Below are 23,274 nucleotides of genomic sequence, written 5' to 3' on the forward strand. Positions count from 1 at the left end.
AAGAAAAGATTTTGGGCGGGTTTATTACTTGCCCAATTTCTTTTGTTTTATATATTCTCAAAATCCGGAATGGTTATTTCTTTTTTTGAATCTTTTTTTGAAGTTCAGAAAAAAATCCACCGGATCATATTTTCATGGATTCCCTTTTCTTTTGGGGACATCCTTTATATTTTGCTGGGTATTCTCCTTTTGGGGCTCATCATTAAATCTTTTAAAAAAACAAGCAGGAAATCTTCTTTGTTAAGAATTCTTATTACCGTTAATATCTTTTATTTTATTTACCAGATATTTTGGGGAATGCTGTATTTCCAGGTTCCGATTATTAAAAAATTATCCAGACAGGAAGAACCAACAATTGCAAAAGCAAAAGTTCTGGCTTTAAAATATCTGGCCAAATGCAAAGAAACACGAAAAAGTGTACAGGAAGATCACCGCGGAGTCTTCATAGTAACCGATCTACGAACTATCCAGCAGGAAATACTCGCTCAGCAAGCCAGACTTCCGAAGTACATTTCGGATAAAAAAGCACCTCAAATCAACTCTTTTAAGCCCAGCGTATTTAAAAACATTATGAGCTACACCGGCATCCTAGGATATTACAATCCTTTTACTGCAGAGGCGCAGTATAATTCGGAATTACCCGGCACTTATATTCCTTTTACTACAGCCCACGAAAGCTCACACCAGCTTGGCTTTGCAAGAGAGCAGGAAGCGAATTTTATTGGCTATTTAACAGGTATTAATTCAAAAAATTATGAGTTACGATACAGCACTGAATATTTTACATTAAAAAGTCTTCTTAATTTCATTGTAGATGAAGATCCTGAGTTCGTAAAATCTGTATTGAAAAACTATTCTGCAGAAATGAAAAGAGACCGATTTAACGAAAAAAATTTCGTTTTGAGTCATCAGGGCTGGCTGGATGAATTTTTCGGTTTCACAAATAACCTGTTTTTAAAAGGAAATCAGCAGGAAGGATCCGTTACATACTCCTATTTTATAGATCTTCTTCTTAATTATGAGGAGATTAAATAAAAAAAGAATCGTATCAGGCGATACGATTCTAAAAACACAAATGATGAAAAAAAATTTATTACCTTGACTTGTTCCCTCATTCAAGGCGTTGTAAAAGTACAACATATTTTAGAAATACAAAAACATTTTTCCCTTTTTTTAAAACTTTATGAAAATTTTAAGAATTTTTAAGTTTTTCAAGTTTTAGTCACGATTGAGTGACTTATTTGTAATTTCAAATTTAATGAAAATAATAGTATTTTATAATAAATTTTAACTTAAAAGTAATAAAATATCAAACGTTCGTTTAGTAATAAGTTAATTTCAGACATGCATTTTAAGAAAAATATTTTTTTTCACGTTTAGAAATATTATTGTTGTATTTTTTTATATGAAATACATAGCTTAATAATTTCAAAGTTTTTATTTATATGCGGATAAGACTTTATCAAGCTTTAATTTTAAAACACTCCGATTTATAATACCTGTACATATAATCATAAATCACCATCTCAAAAACCCGCTGATTTGAAATAAAAAGCCTGTTGATGTTCATGTGAAATATACTTTCAAAGAATCTCTGAAGAAGTATGTTATCAGATTTTTTAGAAATAATTTTAATAGTTTCATTCAGGCTGTCTGTTTCAGAAATAATTGTGTCCCTGAAATATTTATATTCATCATGATCCAGAAAATCAGAATATTTTATTTTAAACGCCCTGTATTTTTTATCCAATTGAGCATTAAGCGTTTTATCAGCATTGAATTCCTGTTTGAAAGCGCGGTTTGAATCTTCTATCCATTTTAATTTTTCTTCAATGGAAAGCCCTAATTTTCCCAGGATTTGATCAATATAAAATACCGAAACGATGAGTTTTTCTTCATCATCAAAATCCAGATATTCCTTTACTATAAGTTCACTGTTTTTATAAAATAAATATTCAGCTTCGTTAATGGTTTGCTCACCATACCTTTCAATTTCACGATTGTAGGTGTCTATCAAAAAATTAGAAATCTCACCGGAGTCCATATACTTTTCAAGGGCAGTATTTATTTTTAAAATAATTGTATCATAATTTCCGGTTTCTGCAAGCTCAAATCTTAATCTAAGATGAGGTTTAGGATCATTATACCGGATAAAAAACCACTTTTTTATAAGCCTTTTTTCTGTTAAAAATTCAACTAAAGGCATGATACTGTCACTTAAAACAAGGTCTGCAGTTTTCACTCCGGTATATATTTTAAGATAGAGCCATTCACTTCCCGGGATAAATTTTCTTTTCATTATCAGTTCACTTTAAAAATTGGGAAAATGAATTCTCGCTTAAAATCATCATTTTCATTGTACAGATATTCTTCAATTATAATTGATTTTTCATTCTTAACTACATCCACAAACATCATTACAAGATCATAGTTTTCAAGATTAATGGTAATCTTATTATCAGATTTTACCCACTGAATCCATGCGGGAATTTTTCTTTTGTTTCTCCAGTTTTTAATCTCCTTTAAAAAGTTTGCCTTGTCTTTAGTGATGAGCTCCAGTGCAGATACATCCATTTCTGAAATTTTCCATTGAGCTTTTGAAAGTATAATGTTCCTATACTCCACTCTCGGCAGGAAATGATACACCTGTTCTAAGCCTCCCCAATTGAAATATAATCCCGTTCTTCTGTTTTGAGAATGGAAATCTGCTAAGAAATGATAGACCGGAAGGCTATTTGAAAAATAATTATGGGCATTCGTTAAGTAGGGCCGAACTTCTTTATTTAGCTTTTTTGATCTTAAAATAATACTGCCATTTTTCAAAGAAATATAAAGATCATCAATTGGAATTTGATTTTCTTCTGCTAAAACCGATTGACCTAAATATGGAATTTCATATTTTCTCAGGGTCGACCTGCGAATTACGTTTCCAATCCTGGCCTCAGGAAGGTGGATGATTTCAGCTAAAATAAAGTCGGGATTTAATTCTTCTTCCTTTTCAGCAATTATTTTGGTTAAATTTTTCAGCTTTGATTTTTCAGAGCAAAACCGGCCGAGAAGATTTGCTGCCGTGCTTCCTCCGCCTCCATTCAAAAATAATTTTTCTTGTTTATTCTCAGAAACAATCTCCCCCATAAAAGAAATTGTCTCAGGTATATCTTTCCAGTTTTCTTCAAAACCTTTAAAATCTTCATCCGATAATTCAATCATAATTTGATTTTCCCACAAAGCTTGTTGCAGTTTTTCATTCAGGACTTTGTGTACGGGGCTCAGCTCAATTTTCTGGTATTCATTTTTAGCAGAAAATGGAAATTTCAGATCTTCAAGGTATGGATGGATTCCCTTTGACTGAACATCTTGCCTGTAACCAATCCCAACTTCTACATCGAGGACGTAAGTTAATGGCATTTCCTGAGTTTCAAACCTTTCATTAAAAGCTTTTTTAAATTGCTCGAAATGATTATCTTTTTGCAGGAGGCATAATTTGCTTAAAAAACTAATTCCCTTTTTGAGCTCTTTTTTCCAATTTGGCGATAAAGTGTGATCTACATTATTATAGAGATCGGTCTGGAAAAGGTAGTTCTTTTCATAATCAGCATTGAGGGATTGTATGAGTTGTTCAATTTCCAGATACTGTTTAATAGAATTTCCTATTGTTCCATCAACTGTATCCAATTTTGATTTTATTAAAAGTAAAGTTTCAACTTCCTTTTCTGCATTTATCCTATTCAAAGCAGAAATAAGTGTATCCAGAAAATCATTTCCCGAAACCACCGGTTCTATTTCACTCACCAAAATCTGATTGTCTATAAGCTCTGCCATATATTCTTCTGCATCATTTATGGTTATTTCTTTACTGATAACAATACTTGCAAGCTCGGAAATTGTTTTTCCTGACTTTGAAAATTTCAGGCATTTCTCCAGCTCGTTGGAATAAACAGCGGATGAGATAATGTAATCTCTTTTTCCATTGTTATTTTCAAATTCTACATACCGGATTTTGTCTCCAATTTTATAAATACTGTTATTCGGGAAAAATAATAATTGTTCTTTTATATGAGGAATTCTCTCAAAACTTCTCGCTAAATTTACTAAAAAGTGCATATCCAGCTTGGTATCTCTTATTATTTTTGCAGCACCAGCCGAAGATTGAGTATGGTTAAATCTGCCAAGACCAACCTGCGAGAATAAGCCGAATGGTGTACATCGCGTACTCATCCGGCTATAATATTTTAAAATGGTATTTTTTAGTTTTTGAATTTGTTTAGATTGCAGTTCTTTCCCTGAAAACCATTGCTGAACTTCCTGGTACACATACGGCGAAGCCAGGTAGATTGCTTCCTGAAAAACAGGATCTTTACAGACTTCTTTCAAATCATCATCAGATAGCTTTTCTTTCTCAAACTTTTTTTGAAAGTCCTTATTTGAAAAAAAAGGTGTCCGGACTACGTATTCCTCAAAAAATTGATATGGGAACTGGGGCATTTTTATTTTTTTGTGTTTTTTCTGATACAATAATACAAATTTTTATCAATTTGTCTACAATTCACCATTACGGAAACTCCCTGCCGTAATATTTCTCTAACTGCTCATAATTTTGGTTTTTAAGGGTCTGGGATATAAAACCCTTTTATACTTTGCGAAAACTATCGATTACAATAAAAAGGAAATAAAAAAAGCATCTAATTTTTAGATGCCTGTATTTTTTTAAATACTGTAAACTCATTTCAATTGAGATTTCAAATCTTCATTTTCTTTTTTCAATGATCCGTTTTGTTCTTTTAAAAGATTAATGTAATCCTGCAGATTATCTATGATTGAATTGGGTACACTATAATAATGATTATAATTCCCTGCATTATCATTAAATGTTGAATTTTCATTATGTATTATCCCTAATCCATTTTCTTCTTTAATTTCTTCTACAGAAACATCTAATGCTTTTGCAAGTTTTTCCCATTCATCATCATGAATTCTAGATTTTCCATTTTCCTTGCGGGAATAGCTGGAAGTATCTGTAGATAATATTTTTGCCATTTTTCCTGAGACATGCCCCTTTGTTTTCTAAGATTTCTTAATTTCTCTTGTATCATTTTGCTGTGTTTTTTGCAAATGTATGCAAATTTCATGCAAAATTAAGCCGAAAATTGCAAAAAAATCGCAACCTTTTGTCTATTTCGAAATGTAGTTTTTTTATAGTTTTGAAAATCAATATTGATAAAGCGCTTTTAATTATTCAATTTACACTTGCGCAGGTATAAATTAAAAATAATTAGAAAAAGCCCATGTCAGGGATTATATGACAATAAATTATTATTAAATTTAAAAAACAAAAAATGAAAAATTTAAAAAAACTTTCAAGAAATGAGTTGAAAAGAATTTCAGGAGGAAGAAAGGCATGTTCTGTTGTTGTTAAACAACCTGATGGATCATTTAAAACTTACCCTGGTACATGTTCCACAACTAAACCACCAAACTCAGCAGTCTTGTCGGATTTAGTAAATTGGGCATTGACTTCACCAGGATATTGTGAAACTGGTTTAGGAAATTTGACACTAACATCAAACGGAGGCGTTTCCCATTGCAATGACTAAAAATAGAGGCTGGTAACACAGCCTTTTTAATAAAATTTATTATGAAAATTTATATATCAATTTTTCTTTTAATTATAACAACCTTTTCTTGTTCTAAAGAAAACGCTAATAAAACATTAATAACAGGTAATATTCCTAATTTACCAGATGGAACGATGTACCTTTTTAAAGAAACAATGTTGGAAAAAATAGATAGTACAAAAGTAGTTAGTGGAAAATTTGAATTTAAATATTTCAATAAAACTAATTTGCCTGTATATCTTGGTATATTTCATATTGATAAAAAGAATGTTAAACGAGTTTTTGGGTTTCCTACAAAGTCTAAATATAAAGGTTCCCCATTAGTACAATCTGTTTTTATGTCAGACCCTTTTATAAAAATAAATGGCGAATTTTTTGACAACACACCAAATGGTTTTCCAGAACATATAAGGTCTGTCGATTTGAAAACACCTATTAAGTCTGGTATACAAACTGAAGCTTTTTACAATATCGATGGGGACCTATTTGAAAAAATAAATGCTCAAACGATACAAGTTATAAAAGAAAAAATTTACACTTTCCCTTCATCATATTATTTATTAGAAAAAATAAGTGAAAATAAAAACAGTTTTCCTCCAGAACAAGTGGATCTATATTTAAAATTATTCAAAGGAGATATTACCAAAAATGATCTATTTAAAAATTTGTATGCCTACAACAAAAAAAGGTATGCCGAAAAAAATACTTCTCTCCCTATGTTGGAAAATTTAAAAGGAGTTAAATCTCCAGTTTTGGATTCAAAATACAAAAAGCATCTTGTCGTATTTTGGGCAAGTTGGTGCGGACCATGTAGACAGGAAATTCCTCTTTTGAAAAGAATATATAGTACAAAAGATGAATCAATAGAATTTATTTCAATTTCAATTGATGAAGATAAAAATGCATGGAAAAAAGCATTAAATCAAGAGCAAATGAATTGGAAACAGATGTTTATAAGTGATAAAGATCCAAATTATGAAAAAATACAGATATATTTCAAGTTAAACGGTGCAATCCCTTATACCGTACTTCTTGATGATAATTCTAAGATTTTAAAGACAACTGTTGGATTGTCTTCTGAAAAAGATTTAATTAATTTCATTAAGTAAAACACAATAAATCCCACAAAATTGAAAAACCATTTGTTTTTTTCAAACATCTGCGTATTTTAGTTAAAAATATTAATATGCTATTGGACAAACTCATCAATTATCTGAAACTCGACAAACAGGAGTTCCTGTTTCAGTTCAATTCACATCCCAATTACCCTTCCGCACTGGCCTTTAGCGATACTTTAAATTTTATGGGCATTCGAAATGATGCCTATGAATTAGACAAGGAATATTGGGATGAGCTGCCGGAAGAATTTATAGCCATTGTAGATAATACCTTTTCACTGGTTAAGAAAACCGGAGCTTCCTATTCAATATATTCAGATAAAACAAAAACGCTCAATAAAGAAGAACTTTACAAAAATTCTACAGACTTTGTCTTACTTTTTGAGAAAGAAAATGTAGAAACAAAAACAGTTACCAGCTACAAGCCATTTATTTATGCAATTTTTGCACTTACAGCAATCTATTCGTTTTGGAATCATGTCTGGTATGAAGCTGTTTTTAATGTGCTTTCTTTGGCCGGAGTTTATATTTCCCTGGAAATTTTCAAACAGAAGTTCGGAAATACTTCAGCAGTTATAGGAAGTATCTGTGGCGATACTACAGCCCAACAAAGTGTAAATTCATGTAATAAAATCATTGATCAGGATAAAACAAGCATATTAGGTTTAAAATTTTCAGACTTTTCATTGATATATTTCATCGGGATTACTGTACTCGGCATTTTCCTGCCCTCAACCTCATTTATCATAAAAGGTTTTGCGCTGGCTTCTATTATTGCCATTGGATATTCAGTGTATATACAGGGGTTTGTAGAAAAAACATTTTGCAGGGTTTGTCTTTTAATTATTTCAATTCTTGTGGCTCAACTTTTGATTTCCTCATTTTTATTCGAGCAGATTTTTTTTGATCTAAAGATTATTTTATTGAGCCTGATTTTATGGATAGCCTCTTTCTCATTGGTTTTATATTTAAATAACACTCTTAATGAAAAAGAAAACCTGCAAAAATCAAATGCAAAAAATTTAAGGTTCAAAAGAAATTATAACCTCTTCAAAAGAGAATTTTTAGAAAATGAAAAAATTATTTTTTCCGACAATGAAACATTTGCGTTGGGAAATAGGGATGCAGGATTAAAAATTTCGGTTGTTTCAAATCCATATTGCGGTTTTTGCAAAGGTGCTCACAAAATCATGGAGACTTTACTGCAAAAATATCCGAATGACATTTCTGTACAGATGAGATTCAATTATTTCCCAGAAAAGCAGGATGAAAAATTTACCCGCCTTATTTCAGATTTCATGCATATTTACAGAAATAAACCGGAAGCAGATTTTCTTGAAACTGTTGATTATTGGTTCGAAACTAAAGATGAAAACAAAATAATACAAAAAGCAGGAACGGCTTCCGCCACTGAAGATCTTACTTCACTCATCAAAATGTCTGAAGAAAATAAAGAAGCCGGACTAAACTTTACACCAATTATTTTAATCAATGGGCATCAGTTTCCTGAAAAATATGATAGAGAAGACATTTATTACTTTATTGATGAATTAATAGAAGATGATGAGGTTTAATAAAGAATTAGTATTCAACAAAATTGCTTATTTTTAAAGCTTAAAAAAGCTTAATCTAAAAAAAATCTGTCGTTGAAAAGGCGGCAATTATTTTAATACAAATTGATAAAAAATTGAAATCCTTCCCTTTCTACCGCCAACCCGATTCAAAAGACTGCGGTCCTACCTGCCTCCGTATTGTAAGCAGATATTATGGAAAAACTATCTCGCTGCAACAGATTCGTAACCTCTCAGAAACCACACGGGAAGGAAGCAGCTTATTGGGATTAAGCGATGCTGCAGAAGATTTGGGATATCGATCGCTTGGTGTTCAGATCAATTTTGAAACGCTTGCGGAAGAAGTTCCGCTGCCCTGCATTGTTCACTGGAACAAAAATCATTTTGTAGTTGTTTATAAAATTGACAAAAATAATAAAGCCTATATTTCGGACCCTAGCTATGGATTAATTACTTATAACAGGGACGAATTTATAAAGCTTTGGATCGGCGAAAATGCCAATGAAAAAACAGAAGAAGGAATTGTTTTAATCCTGGAAACAACACCCGCTTTTTTCCAGACAGAATTTGATGATCAGGAAAGTAAGGCCAGCTTCAGCTTTTTATCTAAATATTTATTGAAGTACAAATCGCTCGTTATCCAGCTTGCGATCGGGCTTTTGGCCGGAAGTTTACTGTCGCTTATTTTTCCTTTTCTTACCCAGAGTATCGTGGATGTGGGGATTCAGAATCAAGATCTTAATTTTATTTATCTTGTTCTTTTAGCCCAAATCATGCTTTTTCTCGGCCGGATGGGTATTGAAGTTATCCGAAGCTGGATCCTGCTGCATCTTTCCGCGAGAATTAATATCTCCATTATTTCCGATTTCTTTATTAAGCTAATGAAATTACCGATCAGCTTTTTCGATACGAGAATGACCGGCGATATCATGCAGAGAATCAACGATCATCACAGAATTGAGCAGCTTTTAACGAGCTCTTCGCTGAACACCCTGTTTTCATTAGTCAACCTGATCATTTTCAGTATTGTCCTTTTATTTTATGATTACAGGCTGTTTATCGTATATCTTGTCGGGGCAATTGCCTATATCGGATGGATCAGTTTTTTCCTCAGCAAAAGAAAAGAGCTTGATTATAAAAGATTTTCCCAGGTTTCGCAGGAACAGAGCAAGGTCATTGAGCTCATCAACGGGATGCAGGAAATTAAAATGCATAACGCCGAAAAGCAAAAACGCTGGGATTGGGAGTTTTTACAGGTTAAATTGTTTAAAATTAGAATAAAATCACTTTCACTCGAACAATGGCAGTCGGTCGGTGGTAATTTTATCAACCAAATGAAGGATATCCTGGTAAGTTTTCTTTCAGCGAAACTTGTTTTGAGTGGAAATTTAACCTTAGGGATGATGCTTTCTGTGCAATATATCATCGGCCAGCTGAATAGTCCGCTATTGCAGCTCATTGATTTCATTAAACAAACCCAGGATGCTAAAATTTCCCTGGAAAGATTGGGTGAAATTCACGATAAAGACGATGAAGAAAGTAAAGACGAACAATATGCACATGATCTGCCTCAGAAAGATATTGAAATAGAAAACCTTTCATTCCGTTATATTGGTTCAGACCAGTTTGTTTTTGAAAATTTAAGTTTAAATATTCCCTATCAGAAAACTACCGCCATTGTAGGAGCCAGTGGGAGCGGAAAAACAACCCTTTTAAAGCTGTTGATGAAATTTTATGAGCCCACTCAGGGAGACATTAAGTTAGGAAATACCAAACTGAAAAATATCTCCCCCAGATTCTGGAGAGATCATTGCGGGGTTGTGATGCAGGAAGGTTATGTTTTTAATGATACCATTGCCAACAATATTGCTGTAGGAGAAGATTATGTCGACAAGCAAAAGCTGAGAAAAGCTGTAGAAATTGCCAATATTAAAGATTTTATCGAAGAGCTGCCCCTCAGCTACAATACCAAAATAGGGAATGAAGGATTGGGGGTCAGCGGCGGTCAGAAGCAAAGGTTATTCATTGCAAGGGCAGTTTACAAATCTCCGGAATATATTTTCTTTGATGAAGCTACTTCAGCACTCGATGCCAATAATGAAAAAGTGATCATGGAAAATCTTGAGCAGTTTTTCAAAGGCAAAACAGCCATTGTGATTGCGCACAGGCTTTCTACAGTAAAGCATGCAGATAAAATCATTGTTTTGGATAAAGGAAAGGTAGTGGAAGAAGGAAATCATGCAGAACTGGTTGCAGCCAGAGGCGAATATTACAGATTGGTAAAAAATCAATTAGAACTTGGAAATTAATTAAATATTTTTATTAAATTTAAATAACCAACTCAAAATCTTATAGTTATGAAAAATTTAAGAAAAATTGAAAGAAAAAATTTAAGCGAAATCCACGGTTCAGGGCCGATTCCTGTATTTCCATGCAATTGCTTTTGCTACATCAACAATGTAAAGCAGTGGAATGCATGTAACCGCTATTGCCCGGATGGAGACATTCCGGGGGTAGAACCAGGCAATAATCCGAAATGTGATTATACATTGCCGTTATAAGATTATTTTAAAAGCACACTCAATAATCTTCGGGTGAAGGTTATTGAGTTTTAAATTCATATGGAAAAAGACATTTTAGACAATATTGAGCTTCGCTCGGAAAGCGTTCAGGATATCCTTACTCAACCGCCTCACTGGATGATCCTCTGGGGAAATACTATCATTCTCATCATCCTCATTCTCATTTTAATAATGAGCTATATCATCAAATATCCGGAATTTGTTCCGGCTCCTATTGTGGTAACTTCACAAAACCCGCCTGAAAAACTCGAAGCCAGAACCAATTCTAAAATTGAAAAAATATTCATTAAAAATCATCAGCAGGTTAATAAAAATGAAGTATTGATGGTGATGCAGTCCACTGCTAATTATAAAGATGTTTTAGCGCTAAAAAAAATCATTGATTCTCTTACCCCCAATCAGCTTTCGGCTTTCCCTCTTCAGGAAACCTCCCATTTTAAATTGGGTGAACTACAAAGTGATTACAACAGTTTTGCAAAAGCATTTCAGGATGAAGCGTTATTTACAAGGCTTCAGCCTTACGCGCCTGAAAATTTAGCTGCGAATCAGAGCCTTTCTGAATACCGTGTAAGAATTGCAACTTTAAAGCAGCAGAAAAACCTTGAGCAGGCAAAATATGAGCTTACCAGAAAAAACTATCAGCGTTCTCAGGAATTGTTTAACCAGGGTGTTATCGCCCAGGTAGAACTGGAAAATGAAAAGATTAAATTTATTCAGGCTCAGCAGAATTTAGAAAATATTACGATTTCCCTTTCTCAAATAGAAGAAGAGATATCCAATTTAAATAAAACAAAAAGCGGAACCGCCATTAATACGGAAAAAGATAAGATCACCTACTCTTCCCAGACACTGCAGTTGTTTGAACAGCTAAGAAAATCGCTTAAACAATGGGAACAAAATTACCTGATCATTTCCAATACTGAAGGACTGGCCAGTTTTCAGCAGTTTTTTGGCGAAAATCAGTTTGTAAAAGCCGGAGATGTAATTATCTCTATTCTTCCCAAAAACAGGGAAAATTTAGTAGGCAGAATGGCTGTACCAGCCGTTAATTCCGGAAAGGTAACATCTGGAGAAAAAGTTTTAATTAAATTAGATAATTATCGTTATCAGGAATACGGCATTGTTGAAGGAAAGGTGCAAAATATTTCGCTTTCTCCGGATAAAGATGGAAATTATTATGTGGATGTAATTCTTCCAAAAGGACTAAAAACTAGTTACAATAAAAACCTTCCTTTTGATAAGGAATTAAAAGGCAATGCTGAAATTGTTACCCAAGATTTAAGGCTGATTGAAAGATTCTTCTATCAGATGAGAAAATTGCTGGGTTATCAGAGTTAGGATCAAAATTAAAGACATAAAATAGCGTGAATAGATGGGTATTTTTAACTTAAATTAAAAAATTAATTAAATGAAAAAATTCTTTTAGTACTTTGTTATCAATAAAAACGTACTAAGTAAAACAGATCCGGCAACTGAAATAGAATTATTTACTAAATCAGTAGCTATTGTGAAATTCAATTATGGACAAACTCCTTCGGAAAGTGTTCTTTTAACGGTAAGAATGATTTCTTATGACGAAAATTATGAACTTTTACCTGTTTATAAGTACGATGGTGTAGAGTATTCTGATAATGGATTATTTAATGATGCAGTAGCAGGAGACGGTATTTACACATCTGTTGAAAATCTTAAGCTTGCTCAGGAAGACATCTACAACGGTGTAGAGGTTAGTATTGGTGAGGATTTCCTTCATAAAGATAAATTAGTTACCCAAGTAAAAACTGAATATGCCGGCAAAGTTAAGCCTGGAGGAGGTATTAAGTTTGGATGTAAATGAAACTAGGTAAATGTCCGAATACAAGCTGGTACAATACTTCTTATTTTGGAGAGCCATGCGTATTTTTCTATGATTGCGAGGCATCTTTTGAAATCGGAATAGATTTCTAATATTATAAGTAAATATTCTCACAACTAATACGGGTTTCTATTTTACATTAAAATGATAAAATAATTCGTATAGTTGTGAGATTTTCAATTTTATAAATAATGAAAGTTTTTAATAAAGATATTGTATTTGCATTAATTTTAATTCTTCTATTAAATTCAGTTTTTCAGAACCTAATAAGTACTTTCATTTCTTCCACAAATGAAGCTTTAGCTTTTAAAGTAGCTTTAAAGCTTATGCTTTCTATAGTAATAATACTTTTAATAAAACATAATAATCAGGAACCTGTAAAGGTAAATTTTAAAGGTATTCTACTTTCATCAATTGTAATTGTTTTTAGTTTTTTTTCTATACAGAATGAAAAAATAGAAATCATTACAAATTTTTTATTCCTACTTTCATGCATTTCAGTAGCAGTATTTGAAGAACTACTTTTTCGGAAGTTTCTATTTGAAAAAATAAATAATTCTAATACCAAAAATTACGAATTTCAGGTAATTCTAATAACTTCTGTTTTTTTTGCTGCTGTACATATTCTTAATCTGTTAAAAGTTAATTATGACCTTTATTCTACTATCAATCAGATATTTTTTGCTTTTGGAATAGGCGTGATATTACAGTACATCTATTATCGAACAAAGCAACTCATAGCGTGTATAACAATTCACGGAATTATCAATTATTTCGGTACTTATAAATCATATTTATACGATACAACTACTGATGGTATTTCTTATAGCTTTTCGGATTTTATAGTTACACTTATTTTTATAAGCATTGTTAATTGTGTCATAGTAGGAGTCATTTACCTTTTGTATCAACAAAGCAGGAAACTTATTTAATAGTTCCTTTCTCGAATAGATATGGAACTCCAGATAGCTCTTGATTAGAAAGAATTATTGGATATGAAAGTTAAAATTTTTAACTAAAAGACATAAAAAAAACCGAAACATCTGTTTCGGTTTTTTTTCGCTATTGTAGCGAAGACGGGAATTGAACCCGTGACCTCAGGGTTATGAATCCTGCGCTCTAACCAACTGAGCTACCTCGCCGTTTTGGTGGTGCAAATATAGAAAATATTTACTTACCTCCAAAATTATTTTAACTTAAAATATTCTAAAACATCGCCTACATGGTCTGGTTTATTGATTATCTTATTGTTAGCATCCAAAATAAAATACGTAGGAGTTGCATGAACATTGTACGTATCTACATAGCTGCTGTTCCATCCTCTCAATTCCGAATCATTTACCCAAGGAAATGCCGTTATTTTTTTAGAATAAGAATCTTTATCAACATCCAAAGACAATCCCACTACCTGAATATTTTTCGCTTTTAAATCATTATACTTGGCCAATAATTGAGGAAGTTCGCTTTCACAATGTGAACAGGTAGAAGACCAGAATACAATCACCTTTTTATCAGCTTTAACATCATACAATGATTTAGCAGTAGTATTTACAGGTGACTGAAATTTCGTATTAGGAAAAGTTGCTCCCATTTCTACGTTTGCGTTAGACTTTAATGTAGAAGCAAGCCTATCCGTAATGGTGCACTTCAGATTTTTGGCCAGGTTTAGGTACTTATCCTTATATTCAGCCATGTCATAGACGTCAAAAATATCAATCAGCTCAGATAAAACCGTCTGTCCTCTCGGAGTTTCAACTTTCAATCTATCTAAAAGCTTATCTACAGAAGCAGTGACATTTGTATTTCCGCCGGTATTAAGATAGTTGACAAGTATAGGTCTCAATAATGTAGAGGTCTCAAGCATATCATTTGACTTATCTATAAAGTTGATAATATCATCCTGACTTGCTTTTTTTGAGGCATCATTAGAAAGAAATTTACTATAGTTTGTATTATAATAATAAATGAAAGGATGCTTTGTCTGATCTATACCATCAGCGCTGCCGGAAAGTCTGTTTATTTCCGTTTTAAGAGCTTTTCCGAAGTCTGTATCATCTTTATAATATTCTTTAATCTGAGATAATGCAGGTAAGATCAATTCCTTTTTTTGAGATCCTTCCTGTATTTTACTCATAATATCATTGGATTCATCCAAATAAACAACATTTTTAATTTTGTTCGTCTGGGTTTCAAGCTTCACATTTACATTTTTATTCTCGGAAATAAAATTAAATGCGTTATTTGAGTTTGGAAAATATACTTTCATCATACCCATATAATTTTTTGGGTATTTAAAAGTCCAGGTATTATTTTTATTCTGCTCCTTGGAGAAAATAATATCTTTAGAACCGTTTAAAGTATATAGGATAGCGTCTTGTTCTTTGAAGTCAGAAGGAGCCTGAATTGTAACAGTAAACTGTGCCTGTAAAGAAAATACAGCTAGTAAAGCTGAAATTGTATAAATCTTTTTCATATGGTAAAAATAAAAAAACTCTCTGAGTAAACAGAGAGTTTAATAATATTTTAATAAAATTTTATATTTTTTTACTTGAATATTTCTTTGTAAAGAATACAATGAACATTACCGCAATAACACCTAATGCATATACATACATATCAATTGGTGAAGCCGCTCCTGTTCCGTTACCTCCACTACCGCCTCCGATTGGGTTAGGGGGTGTGTCTGCACTCACCCACATGGCAGCAAAAAGAAAAAGAAGTGATACTAGTTTATTTATAGCTTTCATATACTTTATTTTAAGATTTTAGTGTTAACAATATCTCCTTTGTCAGAAACAACTTTTACAATGTAAGAATTTTTGATTTTACCATCTAATTCAATTACAAAGTCTCTTGAAGCATCTACTGCTTTTTTAGAGATTACCAATTTACCACTCATATCATAAACTTCAATATCTGCTTTTTTCCAATTTGGATCAAATCTTACAATATAGTTTTCAATTGCTGAGTTATACACAACCTGAGTTCTTACCGGTGCTGTTGCTTTAGTATCTACCGCTAGAACAAGGTTGCTAGGCTCACCATAATAAAGGTCATATTCTGATCCTGTTACCGGAACAGTTTCACCTTGTTTTGCCTGCTGAACACTTCCGTTAGCTGCCTTATAATAGAAACCAGTACCTGATGATAACTGATGTACTCCAGGATTAATTAGTTCTGCATTTTCTCTGATTTCGAATTTATAAGATTTAACTTCAGAGTTAAAGTTAACTAACTTAATGTTCTTACCTTTAAAGTTATCCTCATTTGCTTCATTGATATATAAAGCATATACTGAGCTATAGTTAGGATCATAACCACCTGTAGGTGCTTCTTCAAAAGTCCCTAAAACAATGCCTCCTAAAGCTCTAGCCTGAACAGTAGTAGCTGTTGTGTTTTGGTGACCAGTAGTTGATGTAGGAGAAACTACATAATAAGAACGACCGATTTCTTTTCCTGATGCATCTAAAGCAATAACACCTAACTGCTTTAATGTATTTGTAGTTCCTTTATTAGATCCACCTGTATGTTTAGCAGCAACTACACTGTAATCAGTACCCGCAGCTCTGGTTGTATTAGCGAATCTTCTTAAAGTATTAAAATCTAAAGTCTGTAGAGTATTATCTCTTAATTTAATTTTGAATGACTGCATAGGCTTAATAAGAAGACCAATGTCACCTACAGGTATACCACCTGCACCAAAATTCTGTACCTGATTTCCTGTTGCATAGGTAGCACCATTAGGAAGTGTAACTACAGTACCTGGGTTATATTCAACACCCCAAATGTTTGATATATTATTTCCATCTGTAACACCTCCATTTTCTACATATCCGATTTTAGATAAATCTAGGTTAGTAAGGAAAGGGTTACCAAACTGATAAATATTTTTACCAAATGTACCAGCCCAAGGGCTTATAGTATACTCCCAACTATCATCTAGGTAAGTGTTATAGCTCTCGTTGTAAGCGTTTTTGTTTGAACCACCTGGGCCGAAGTTTACATTCCCTGCATTCTGTAATATTACAGGAGCTGTAAGATTAGCATACGGCTTTCCATTTAAAGTGTAAACGGTTCCTTGAAGAGTTGGAGCAATTGTTGGCTGAGTAACTGGAGGAGTAGCTGTATTAAGGTTATTATTTGTTGATTTCAACATGTAATATCCTGTAGGATCACTAGTAGCACCAGTTGCCAGATTTGTAAAATGATTAGAAACAGCATTAGTGTTATCCCATTTCAAAATAGGCTCACCATTTCTGTTTATATTGAAATTCTTGCCAAATTCTGCAGATAAACTTCCTAATACTTTGCCAGAGAAAGGCATAGCAATTTGTTGGAAATAACTATTACTGTTACCGTGTCTTTCAGCTCTGAATTCTTTACTTACAATACCTGTAATATTATCTTGACTAATACCGTCAATATATAATTGACCATAAGTAGATGTAGCATAAGAGCCTGGAGTATTAAGCCTTAACATAACACTACCACCAAATGTTTTGTCTGCACCTAAAGTAGTAATTGTTTTAAAAGCATCTCCTGCTGCCCCTACTATCATGACATTACCATGGATATCCATAGTACCATCACCTCTTGTTTGAACGCCTCCTCCGGAATAAACCAGAGCGCCCTCACTCACATACGTGTTAGCTGCGTCGTCTACGTGTAGTAGAACATTCTGCGCCTGAACAGAACCTATCGCTGCTAATAAACCAATAGCAAATAAACTTTTTCTCATTGTATATAATTATTTGTGTGTTAATACAATATCTCAACCGCAAAGGTATGTCTTTTTTTCAAGAAAAAAAAATTTAATTTATTTATTAACAAAAATATTATCTTCAGTTAATGTAATTTCTTTCTCTTCACCTATTGAAAACATATAGTCTTCAAGGACTTTTTCAGTGGTTCCCCTTAGCCCTCTTGCACCTAAACCTTTTTCTATTGTCTCGTCCACAATTTTTTCTATAGCACCATCCGTGAATACTAAATTTGTGCCATCCATTTTAAAAAGTTCCACAAATTGATTCACAATTGAGTTTTTCGGCTCCTTCATAATTCTTACCATCGTCTCTTTCGTGAGTTTATCGAGATAAGTAATGATTGGAAATCTTCCTAAAAGTTCGGGAATTAATCCGAAAGAACGAAGATCAGTGGCATTAATATTTGTTAATATGTAATCTTCTTCATCCGTTTTATTGATTTTTTCTGAGCTGAAACCAATCGCCTGCTTATTCATTCTTCTTTCTATGATTTCTTTAATCCCGTCAAAGGCTCCTCCGGCTATAAATAAAATATTCTGTGTATTTACCTGAATATATTTTTGGTCTGGATGCTTTCTTCCACCTTGCGGCGGAACATTCACAATACTTCCCTCCAATAGCTTCAATAATCCCTGCTGAACGCCCTCTCCGGAAACATCTCTTGTGATACTTGGATTATCTGATTTTCTGGCAATTTTATCAATTTCATCAATGAAAACAATTCCTTTTTCAGCTTTTTCCACGTCATAATCTGCTACCATTAACAGCCTTGATAAGATGCTTTCCACATCTTCTCCCACATATCCGGCTTCCGTAAGAATAGTGGCATCTACAATACAGAAAGGCACGTTCAGTTCTCTTGCAATGGTTTTTGCAAGCAACGTTTTTCCTGTTCCCGTCTCACCGATCATAATGATATTTGATTTTTCAAGCTCAACTTCCCTGTTTTCATCCTGAGCGTGAAGCAATCTTTTGTAGTGATTGTAAACCGCTATTGATAATTGCTTTTTTGCCTGATCCTGCCCTATGACATACTGATCAAGAAATACTTTGATCTCCTTTGGCTTTTTCAGTTCATCTATATTTTCTGCGGGTGCATAACCTGATTTTGAGCTGCTGTCTTTTACAATTGCGTGGGCCTGCTCGATACAGTTTTCGCAAATAAATCCGTTCTGGCCAGAAATCAGCATCTGTACTTCATTTCTTTTTCTTCCGCAAAAAGAACATTGGTTTGAATTCATTTTTTATATATAATATATAAGGTATTGATTAAAGAAACCCGTAAATAGGATTTACGAGTTTCTGTGATTTTTTAAGAATTGATAATTGAGTTCTGAATTTCAGTGTACTCTTCCGCTGACAGCTTTAATCTCTCGTTCCTGAAATTCATATCTTCCACTTTATTCAGGGGAATCAGGTGAATATGGGCATGCGGAACTTCCAATCCTACCACGGCCACGCCAACTCTTACACAGGGAACTGCATTTTTTATTTTCTTGGCAATTTCCTGGGTAAAACCCCAAAGGTTTTTATAATCTTCTCTTTCAAGATCAAAAATCAGGTCAACTTCTTTTTTAGGAACTACCAGAGTGTGTCCTTTTACCAAAGGCATTGCATCCAGAAACGCAATAAAATTTTCATCTTCGGCTATCTTATAGGAAGGAATTTCACCGTTGATGATCTTTGTGAATATTGTGCTCATTTTTTGTAGAAATTAGATTTTAGAAGTTAGAAATTATTCAAAATTTATTCTGAAAATTTTATCTTTTATCTTTTATAAAGTAATTTCCAATACTTCGAAAGACAGTTTGTTTCCGTTTGGTAACGTGATGTCCGCTGTTTCTCCTACCGCTTTTCCAAGCAGTCCTTTTGCAATAGGTGTATTTACAGAGATTCTTCCTGTCTTAAGATCACTCTCGTTATCAGGAACCAATGTAAATACCTGCTCCTGCTTTGTCGCATTATTTTTAAGTTTCACTGTGGTAAGGATAGAAACTTTTGATGTATCTAGCTGACTCTCGTCTATGATTTTAGAAGTAGAAATAACATCCTTAAGCTTAGAAATCCTCATTTCAAGCATTCCCTGGGCTTCTTTAGCCGCATCATATTCTGCATTTTCAGACAAATCTCCCTTATCTCTGGCTTCTGCGATCTGCTGAGTAATTTTTGGTCTCTCTACAGTTTCCAACTGTTCCAGCTCAGCTTTCATTTTCTCTAATCCCTCCTTTGTAACATAGCTTGCCATAATTTTCAAAATTTAGTTTTAGTATAAAAAAATAATCCGACATTTGCCGGACAATGTTTTCGTGTTGTAATCGTTTAACTTTTACAAATATATAAAAATTTAAATTCAAATGAAAAAAACTTTTTCAATCCTATCTATAATCACATTGCTGATTTTCAGTAATTTAGCAATAAATTCCTGTGGAAGTCGCGAAGATACCGTAAGTTGTTTCCCGAACAATCCCATCAATGTGACCCTGAATCTTAATCTTCCCGCTTATTATGTCCTGAATCAGGTTGGCGGCTGGGTTTACATCAATGAGCAGCAGTCCGGAACGAGAGGTTTGATCATTGTAAGAGCTTCTGACAATTCTTTTAAAGTTTACGACAGGAATGCCCCTCACACCTGCCCGGACAGCAATACAACGCTTGAGGTTCAGGATAATATAAGGATTGTCTGCCCAAAGGATAATGCCCAATGGATTTTATTAACCGGCCAGCCGACAGCAGTAGCGAATGTTCCTCCTAAAACTTATATGTATAATTACGATCCTACGGGGAAAATTTTAAATATTTATTATTAAAAAATGAAAGTTGTCATTCAGAGAGTTTCCGAATCCCATGTGAAAGTAGACGGAAAGATAGTCGGGGAAATTGGAAAAGGATTGATGTTGTTAGTAGGAATCGATGAAAATGATGAAAAACATGATGCAGACTGGCTCGTACAGAAAATTCTGAACCTTAGAATTTTCGGGGATGATGAAGGAAAACTGAATCTGTCTGTTGTAGATATTTCCGGAGAAATTCTTTGTATCAGTCAGTTTACTCTCATTGCAGATTATAAAAAAGGAAATCGTCCTTCGTTCATTAAAGCCGCCAAACCGGATAAAGCAATCCCTCTTTTTGAGTATTTTAAAGAAGAAATTTCAAAATCAGGATTAAAAACAGAAAGCGGAATTTTTGGAGCAGATATGAAAGTTTCATTAATCAATGATGGTCCGGTAACAATTGTGATGGATTCCATAACCAAAAACTGATATGGCATTTAAGATTAAATTCAGCATATTTTTACTTATCATTAACTCATTTTTATTGTTTGGGCAAAATAATGACCAGCTTTTAAAAACTAAATTGGATTCTGCTTTTTCTGAAATATTCAAGGAAAATGAACCCGGCGGAAGCATCTTTATCCAACAAGGTGACAAGGTTTTATATGAAAAATCTTACGGTCTGGCAGATCTTAAAACGAAAGAAAAGTTTACTTCCAAAACGGTTTCCAACCTAGGCTCAATCAGCAAGACATTTGTTGCTTACGGAATTTTATTGCTTGAGGATAAGCAAAAGCTTTCTACAAATGATAATTTGCTGAAATTTTTTCCTGATTTTAAAAATAAAGAAATTGCTTCCAAAATTACACTGAAACATTTTTTGACACATACCTCGGGTATTCCAGACAACAGGCATGTAGAAAAAGACAGCATTTTTTACTTGACGGCTAAAGATGATGATAATTTCAGACCACTGGAATTGTCTGATTCACTTGAGTTTGAACCTGGGTCAAAATTTAGTTATTCAAATCCTGCGTACAACGGTTTAGCCTTAATTATTGAAAAAACCGCGAAGATGAAATGGCAGCGTTTCATCAGGGAAAACATTTTCAAACCGGCCGGGATGATGGAAAGTAAAATCACTGATGGAAGTTTCCCGGATAAAAATGTTGCCCATGCCTATATTCTTAAAAATAATAAATACGAAGAGTATGATTATGGTGAGTATCCTACTTTTACAGCTGCCGGAAACGGCGGAGTCTGGAGTTCCGTGGAGGATCTGAAAAAATATGTAAAATCTATTAACGAGTGTAAATTCGCAAATTGCAAGCTTATAAAGTCATCTAAAACAGCATGGAATCCCGAAAACTGGAAAGAAGAAAAACCACTTTATCATTCAGGGGTATGGTTTATACATAATGGATTTTATTATTATACAAAAACAGAAGAAAATGTAAATGTAGTAGAACATGCGGGGGATCAGGGCGGATTCAAATCTCATTTGCTACTCATTCCAGAGAAAAATATTACGATAATCTGGCTTACAAATAACAATAAATTCATTACCGGCATAATTCGCAGGATATTATTTAAGCTTAACTACATTACACCTTAATAAAATTTTCACAGCAGACAATTGTGATGGATTCCATTTTAAAATCTTAAATTCGCAACATATTTAAAAAATTAAAATTCAAAAATGAAAAAAACCTTAATTACCTTAGTTCTTTTGACAGGAATTAATTTTTCTTTTGCTCAAACCAATTACTCAGACGAGCAAAAAGCTTCTTATTATATCGGTCTTGATATTGCTCAAAATATGAAAAGACAAGGATTCCCGGTAGACGCTAATCTTTTGGCCCAGGCAATAAAAGATGAATTCTCGGACAAGCCGGCATTATTCCCGAAAGATCAGATGGGAACTTTTTTACAAGGTTTCATGCAGAAGCAAAATGAAAAAAGACAAGCTGAAGAAAAAGTAAAAGCTGAAGAAAATAAAAAGAAAGGAGCTGATTTTCTTGCAAAAAACAAGCAAAACAAAAAAATAACAACCACAGCAAGCGGACTGCAGTATGAGGTGTTGAAACCTGGTGACGGTAAAGCAAAACCAACAGCCACAAGTACAGCGAACGTAACCTATACCGGAAAATTAATGGATGGAACGGTTTTCGATTCTACTGATAAAAACGGAGGAAAGCCGATTGAGCTTAATCTTTCAGGCGTGATCAAGGGCTGGACAGAAGGAATTCAGCTGATGACAAAAGGTGCTAAATACAGATTTTACATCCCATCTGAACTTGCGTATGGCGACAATGGAGCGGGTGGTGTAATTCCTCCGGGAGCAACGCTTATCTTTGATGTGGAATTGGTTGATTTTAAATAATCTAGTATTCCTTAAAAAATAAAAACGTCTTTCAGATTTGAAAGACGTTTTTTTAACAAACTTTTATAAAAATTAATTCGCAGGAATACTGCTGAAATTAAGTGCAATTCTAAGGTTCATATCCGAGCTGGTCTGATTCTTCAGCTCATAAACCGTTCTTACCGTAACTCCGGTGCTTTTTACCACTTCATCCAAAAATCCTGAATTTTCAAGGTCAAGCGTTAAGCTGGACGCACTTGAGGAAATATTTGATCTTGAAGCGACCAGCCTTTCCCCGGTTCCGCTGGATGAAATATATACTTTTATAGATTTGAAAGCACTCAGATTTCCTCCCGATGGAGTAACCACAGAAACTTTAGCTTCTGAAATTCTTACGTCTTTAATTTTCGCATTGTTATTGCCTCCAAACCACGTCTGCACGTTAGAAGCAGTTGCGGTGGAAGAAACCTCTTTATCGGCCGGAACTCCCGTAGATACTAAAACATTGGCTGTATAAGGAAATGTATTCTGAACCAACGACTGTACCGTTCCACAACTTACCAACGCTACTGAAGCCACTGCCGCTGTCAAAAAAATATTTTTCATAATGATAAATTTTAAAGATTAGGTTGCACAA

At 33.6% G+C, this 23,274-nt stretch carries 23 protein-coding genes and 1 tRNA gene; 13 read left to right on the plus strand and 11 right to left on the minus strand.

The features are described from left to right. Positions 1-69 precede the first annotated feature (69 nt). A complete protein-coding gene (locus H560_RS0111535; RefSeq protein WP_155844993.1) occupies positions 70-1,035 on the plus strand; it encodes a DUF3810 domain-containing protein in 966 nt (321 codons plus the stop codon). Between the two features lie 427 nt (positions 1,036-1,462). On the opposite strand, the gene H560_RS0111540 is transcribed toward H560_RS0111535, so the two are convergent. The 3 genes from H560_RS0111540 to H560_RS21480 all read right to left on the minus strand — a co-directional run bounded on the left by H560_RS0111540 (position 1,463) and on the right by H560_RS21480 (position 5,037). Beyond that, the gene (locus H560_RS0111540) at positions 1,463-2,299 is read right to left on the minus strand and encodes a thiopeptide-type bacteriocin biosynthesis protein (protein WP_228372467.1); all 837 of its coding nucleotides are present in this window, start codon (positions 2,297-2,299) and stop codon (positions 1,463-1,465) included. A gap of 2 nt (positions 2,300-2,301) precedes the next feature. Beyond that, positions 2,302-4,485: a lantibiotic dehydratase family protein gene (locus H560_RS0111545; RefSeq protein WP_027380189.1), complete on the minus strand. Its 2,184-nt coding sequence runs from the start codon at positions 4,483-4,485 to the stop codon at positions 2,302-2,304. A 237-nt stretch (positions 4,486-4,722) separates the two neighbouring features. Beyond that, the gene (locus H560_RS21480; protein WP_228372468.1) at positions 4,723-5,037 is read right to left on the minus strand and encodes a helix-turn-helix domain-containing protein; all 315 of its coding nucleotides are present in this window, start codon (positions 5,035-5,037) and stop codon (positions 4,723-4,725) included. A 299-nt stretch (positions 5,038-5,336) separates the two neighbouring features. Here H560_RS21480 and H560_RS22725 point away from each other — a divergent pair, with 299 nt between their 5' ends. From H560_RS22725 to H560_RS0111590, 8 genes are all read left to right on the plus strand, one after another. After that, positions 5,337-5,594, plus strand: coding sequence for a bacteriocin-like protein (locus H560_RS22725; protein WP_081413966.1), 258 nt, complete (start codon positions 5,337-5,339; stop codon positions 5,592-5,594). Positions 5,595-5,635: 41 nt separating this feature from the next. Further along, on the plus strand, positions 5,636-6,724 hold the full coding sequence (locus H560_RS0111560) for a TlpA disulfide reductase family protein (RefSeq protein WP_027380190.1): 1,089 nt from the start codon (positions 5,636-5,638) through the stop codon (positions 6,722-6,724). A gap of 77 nt (positions 6,725-6,801) precedes the next feature. Then, positions 6,802-8,307, plus strand: a complete 1,506-nt coding sequence (locus H560_RS0111565) for a thioredoxin domain-containing protein (RefSeq protein ID WP_027380191.1) — start codon at positions 6,802-6,804, stop codon at positions 8,305-8,307. A 113-nt stretch (positions 8,308-8,420) separates the two neighbouring features. Next, complete coding sequence (locus tag H560_RS0111570; protein ID WP_027380192.1) at positions 8,421-10,613, plus strand: peptidase domain-containing ABC transporter; 2,193 nt, start codon at positions 8,421-8,423, stop codon at positions 10,611-10,613. Positions 10,614-10,661: 48 nt separating this feature from the next. Continuing rightward, positions 10,662-10,865, plus strand: coding sequence for a hypothetical protein (locus tag H560_RS0111575; RefSeq protein ID WP_027380193.1), 204 nt, complete (start codon positions 10,662-10,664; stop codon positions 10,863-10,865). Between the two features lie 60 nt (positions 10,866-10,925). Beyond that, the gene (locus H560_RS0111580) at positions 10,926-12,224 is read left to right on the plus strand and encodes an HlyD family secretion protein (RefSeq protein ID WP_185095856.1); all 1,299 of its coding nucleotides are present in this window, start codon (positions 10,926-10,928) and stop codon (positions 12,222-12,224) included. Positions 12,225-12,393: 169 nt separating this feature from the next. Then, on the plus strand, positions 12,394-12,723 hold the full coding sequence (locus H560_RS0111585) for a hypothetical protein (protein WP_027380195.1): 330 nt from the start codon (positions 12,394-12,396) through the stop codon (positions 12,721-12,723). 209 nt (positions 12,724-12,932) lie between these two features. Further along, positions 12,933-13,673, plus strand: coding sequence for a CPBP family intramembrane glutamic endopeptidase (locus tag H560_RS0111590; RefSeq protein WP_027380196.1), 741 nt, complete (start codon positions 12,933-12,935; stop codon positions 13,671-13,673). A gap of 136 nt (positions 13,674-13,809) precedes the next feature. Here the strand turns inward: H560_RS0111590 and H560_RS0111595 are convergent. The 7 genes from H560_RS0111595 to greA all read right to left on the minus strand — a co-directional run bounded on the left by H560_RS0111595 (position 13,810) and on the right by greA (position 19,749). Then, a tRNA-Met gene (locus H560_RS0111595) sits at positions 13,810-13,883 on the minus strand. A gap of 44 nt (positions 13,884-13,927) precedes the next feature. Then, on the minus strand, positions 13,928-15,214 hold the full coding sequence (locus H560_RS0111600) for a TlpA family protein disulfide reductase (protein WP_027380197.1): 1,287 nt from the start codon (positions 15,212-15,214) through the stop codon (positions 13,928-13,930). 61 nt (positions 15,215-15,275) lie between these two features. Further along, the gene (locus H560_RS0111605; protein ID WP_027380198.1) at positions 15,276-15,488 is read right to left on the minus strand and encodes a hypothetical protein; all 213 of its coding nucleotides are present in this window, start codon (positions 15,486-15,488) and stop codon (positions 15,276-15,278) included. Between the two features lie 5 nt (positions 15,489-15,493). Then, a complete protein-coding gene (locus H560_RS0111610) occupies positions 15,494-17,479 on the minus strand; it encodes a T9SS type A sorting domain-containing protein (protein WP_027380199.1) in 1,986 nt (661 codons plus the stop codon). Between the two features lie 78 nt (positions 17,480-17,557). After that, positions 17,558-18,745, minus strand: a complete 1,188-nt coding sequence (clpX, locus tag H560_RS0111615; protein ID WP_027380200.1) for an ATP-dependent Clp protease ATP-binding subunit ClpX — start codon at positions 18,743-18,745, stop codon at positions 17,558-17,560. A 71-nt stretch (positions 18,746-18,816) separates the two neighbouring features. Next, complete coding sequence (locus H560_RS0111620) at positions 18,817-19,206, minus strand: HIT family protein (RefSeq protein WP_027380201.1); 390 nt, start codon at positions 19,204-19,206, stop codon at positions 18,817-18,819. A 72-nt stretch (positions 19,207-19,278) separates the two neighbouring features. Next, positions 19,279-19,749 (minus strand): transcription elongation factor GreA, encoded by a 471-nt coding sequence (greA, locus tag H560_RS0111625; RefSeq protein ID WP_027380202.1) that lies wholly within the window; start codon positions 19,747-19,749, stop codon positions 19,279-19,281. 109 nt (positions 19,750-19,858) lie between these two features. On the opposite strand from greA, the gene H560_RS0111630 reads away from it, so the two are divergent. From H560_RS0111630 to H560_RS21485, 4 genes are all read left to right on the plus strand, one after another. Further along, positions 19,859-20,311, plus strand: coding sequence for a hypothetical protein (locus H560_RS0111630; protein ID WP_027380203.1), 453 nt, complete (start codon positions 19,859-19,861; stop codon positions 20,309-20,311). Between the two features lie 3 nt (positions 20,312-20,314). Then, positions 20,315-20,764 carry a D-aminoacyl-tRNA deacylase gene (dtd, locus tag H560_RS0111635; RefSeq protein ID WP_027380204.1) on the plus strand — a complete coding sequence of 150 codons (450 nt, stop codon included), beginning with the start codon at positions 20,315-20,317 and terminating at the stop codon, positions 20,762-20,764. A gap of 1 nt (position 20,765) precedes the next feature. Then, positions 20,766-21,890, plus strand: coding sequence for a serine hydrolase domain-containing protein (locus H560_RS0111640; RefSeq protein ID WP_027380205.1), 1,125 nt, complete (start codon positions 20,766-20,768; stop codon positions 21,888-21,890). Positions 21,891-21,974: 84 nt separating this feature from the next. Then, positions 21,975-22,658 carry an FKBP-type peptidyl-prolyl cis-trans isomerase gene (locus H560_RS21485; protein WP_034752722.1) on the plus strand — a complete coding sequence of 228 codons (684 nt, stop codon included), beginning with the start codon at positions 21,975-21,977 and terminating at the stop codon, positions 22,656-22,658. A gap of 72 nt (positions 22,659-22,730) precedes the next feature. Here H560_RS21485 and H560_RS0111650 read toward each other — a convergent pair whose 3' ends face one another. Continuing rightward, the gene (locus H560_RS0111650; RefSeq protein WP_027380206.1) at positions 22,731-23,243 is read right to left on the minus strand and encodes a hypothetical protein; all 513 of its coding nucleotides are present in this window, start codon (positions 23,241-23,243) and stop codon (positions 22,731-22,733) included. Positions 23,244-23,274 lie beyond the last annotated feature (31 nt).

The organism is Chryseobacterium daeguense DSM 19388 (genome assembly GCF_000430825.1).
GTDB classification, from domain to species: domain Bacteria; phylum Bacteroidota; class Bacteroidia; order Flavobacteriales; family Weeksellaceae; genus Chryseobacterium; species Chryseobacterium daeguense.

Bases quoted from the DNA above. Each gene is read 5' to 3' on its own strand.
- H560_RS0111630 (WP_027380203.1), top strand. From the start codon at position 19,859: ATGAAAAAAACTTTTTCAATCCTATCTATAATCACATTGCTGATTTTC.
- H560_RS0111560 (WP_027380190.1), top strand. From the start codon at position 5,636: ATGAAAATTTATATATCAATTTTTCTTTTAATTATAACAACCTTTTCT.
- H560_RS0111580 (WP_185095856.1), top strand. From the start codon at position 10,926: ATGGAAAAAGACATTTTAGACAATATTGAGCTTCGCTCGGAAAGCGTT.
- H560_RS0111620 (WP_027380201.1), bottom strand. From the start codon at position 19,206: ATGAGCACAATATTCACAAAGATCATCAACGGTGAAATTCCTTCCTAT.
- H560_RS0111565 (WP_027380191.1), top strand. From the start codon at position 6,802: ATGCTATTGGACAAACTCATCAATTATCTGAAACTCGACAAACAGGAG.
- H560_RS0111640 (WP_027380205.1), top strand. From the start codon at position 20,766: ATGGCATTTAAGATTAAATTCAGCATATTTTTACTTATCATTAACTCA.
- H560_RS0111535 (WP_155844993.1), top strand. From the start codon at position 70: ATGGTTATTTCTTTTTTTGAATCTTTTTTTGAAGTTCAGAAAAAAATC.
- H560_RS0111540 (WP_228372467.1), bottom strand. From the start codon at position 2,299: ATGAAAAGAAAATTTATCCCGGGAAGTGAATGGCTCTATCTTAAAATA.
- H560_RS0111605 (WP_027380198.1), bottom strand. From the start codon at position 15,488: ATGAAAGCTATAAATAAACTAGTATCACTTCTTTTTCTTTTTGCTGCC.
- H560_RS21480 (WP_228372468.1), bottom strand. From the start codon at position 5,037: ATGGCAAAAATATTATCTACAGATACTTCCAGCTATTCCCGCAAGGAA.
- H560_RS21485 (WP_034752722.1), top strand. From the start codon at position 21,975: ATGAAAAAAACCTTAATTACCTTAGTTCTTTTGACAGGAATTAATTTT.
- H560_RS0111590 (WP_027380196.1), top strand. From the start codon at position 12,933: ATGAAAGTTTTTAATAAAGATATTGTATTTGCATTAATTTTAATTCTT.
- dtd (WP_027380204.1), top strand. From the start codon at position 20,315: ATGAAAGTTGTCATTCAGAGAGTTTCCGAATCCCATGTGAAAGTAGAC.
- H560_RS0111600 (WP_027380197.1), bottom strand. From the start codon at position 15,214: ATGAAAAAGATTTATACAATTTCAGCTTTACTAGCTGTATTTTCTTTA.
- H560_RS0111610 (WP_027380199.1), bottom strand. From the start codon at position 17,479: ATGAGAAAAAGTTTATTTGCTATTGGTTTATTAGCAGCGATAGGTTCT.
- greA (WP_027380202.1), bottom strand. From the start codon at position 19,749: ATGGCAAGCTATGTTACAAAGGAGGGATTAGAGAAAATGAAAGCTGAG.
- H560_RS0111575 (WP_027380193.1), top strand. From the start codon at position 10,662: ATGAAAAATTTAAGAAAAATTGAAAGAAAAAATTTAAGCGAAATCCAC.
- H560_RS22725 (WP_081413966.1), top strand. From the start codon at position 5,337: ATGAAAAATTTAAAAAAACTTTCAAGAAATGAGTTGAAAAGAATTTCA.
- H560_RS0111650 (WP_027380206.1), bottom strand. From the start codon at position 23,243: ATGAAAAATATTTTTTTGACAGCGGCAGTGGCTTCAGTAGCGTTGGTA.
- clpX (WP_027380200.1), bottom strand. From the start codon at position 18,745: ATGAATTCAAACCAATGTTCTTTTTGCGGAAGAAAAAGAAATGAAGTA.
- H560_RS0111545 (WP_027380189.1), bottom strand. From the start codon at position 4,485: ATGCCCCAGTTCCCATATCAATTTTTTGAGGAATACGTAGTCCGGACA.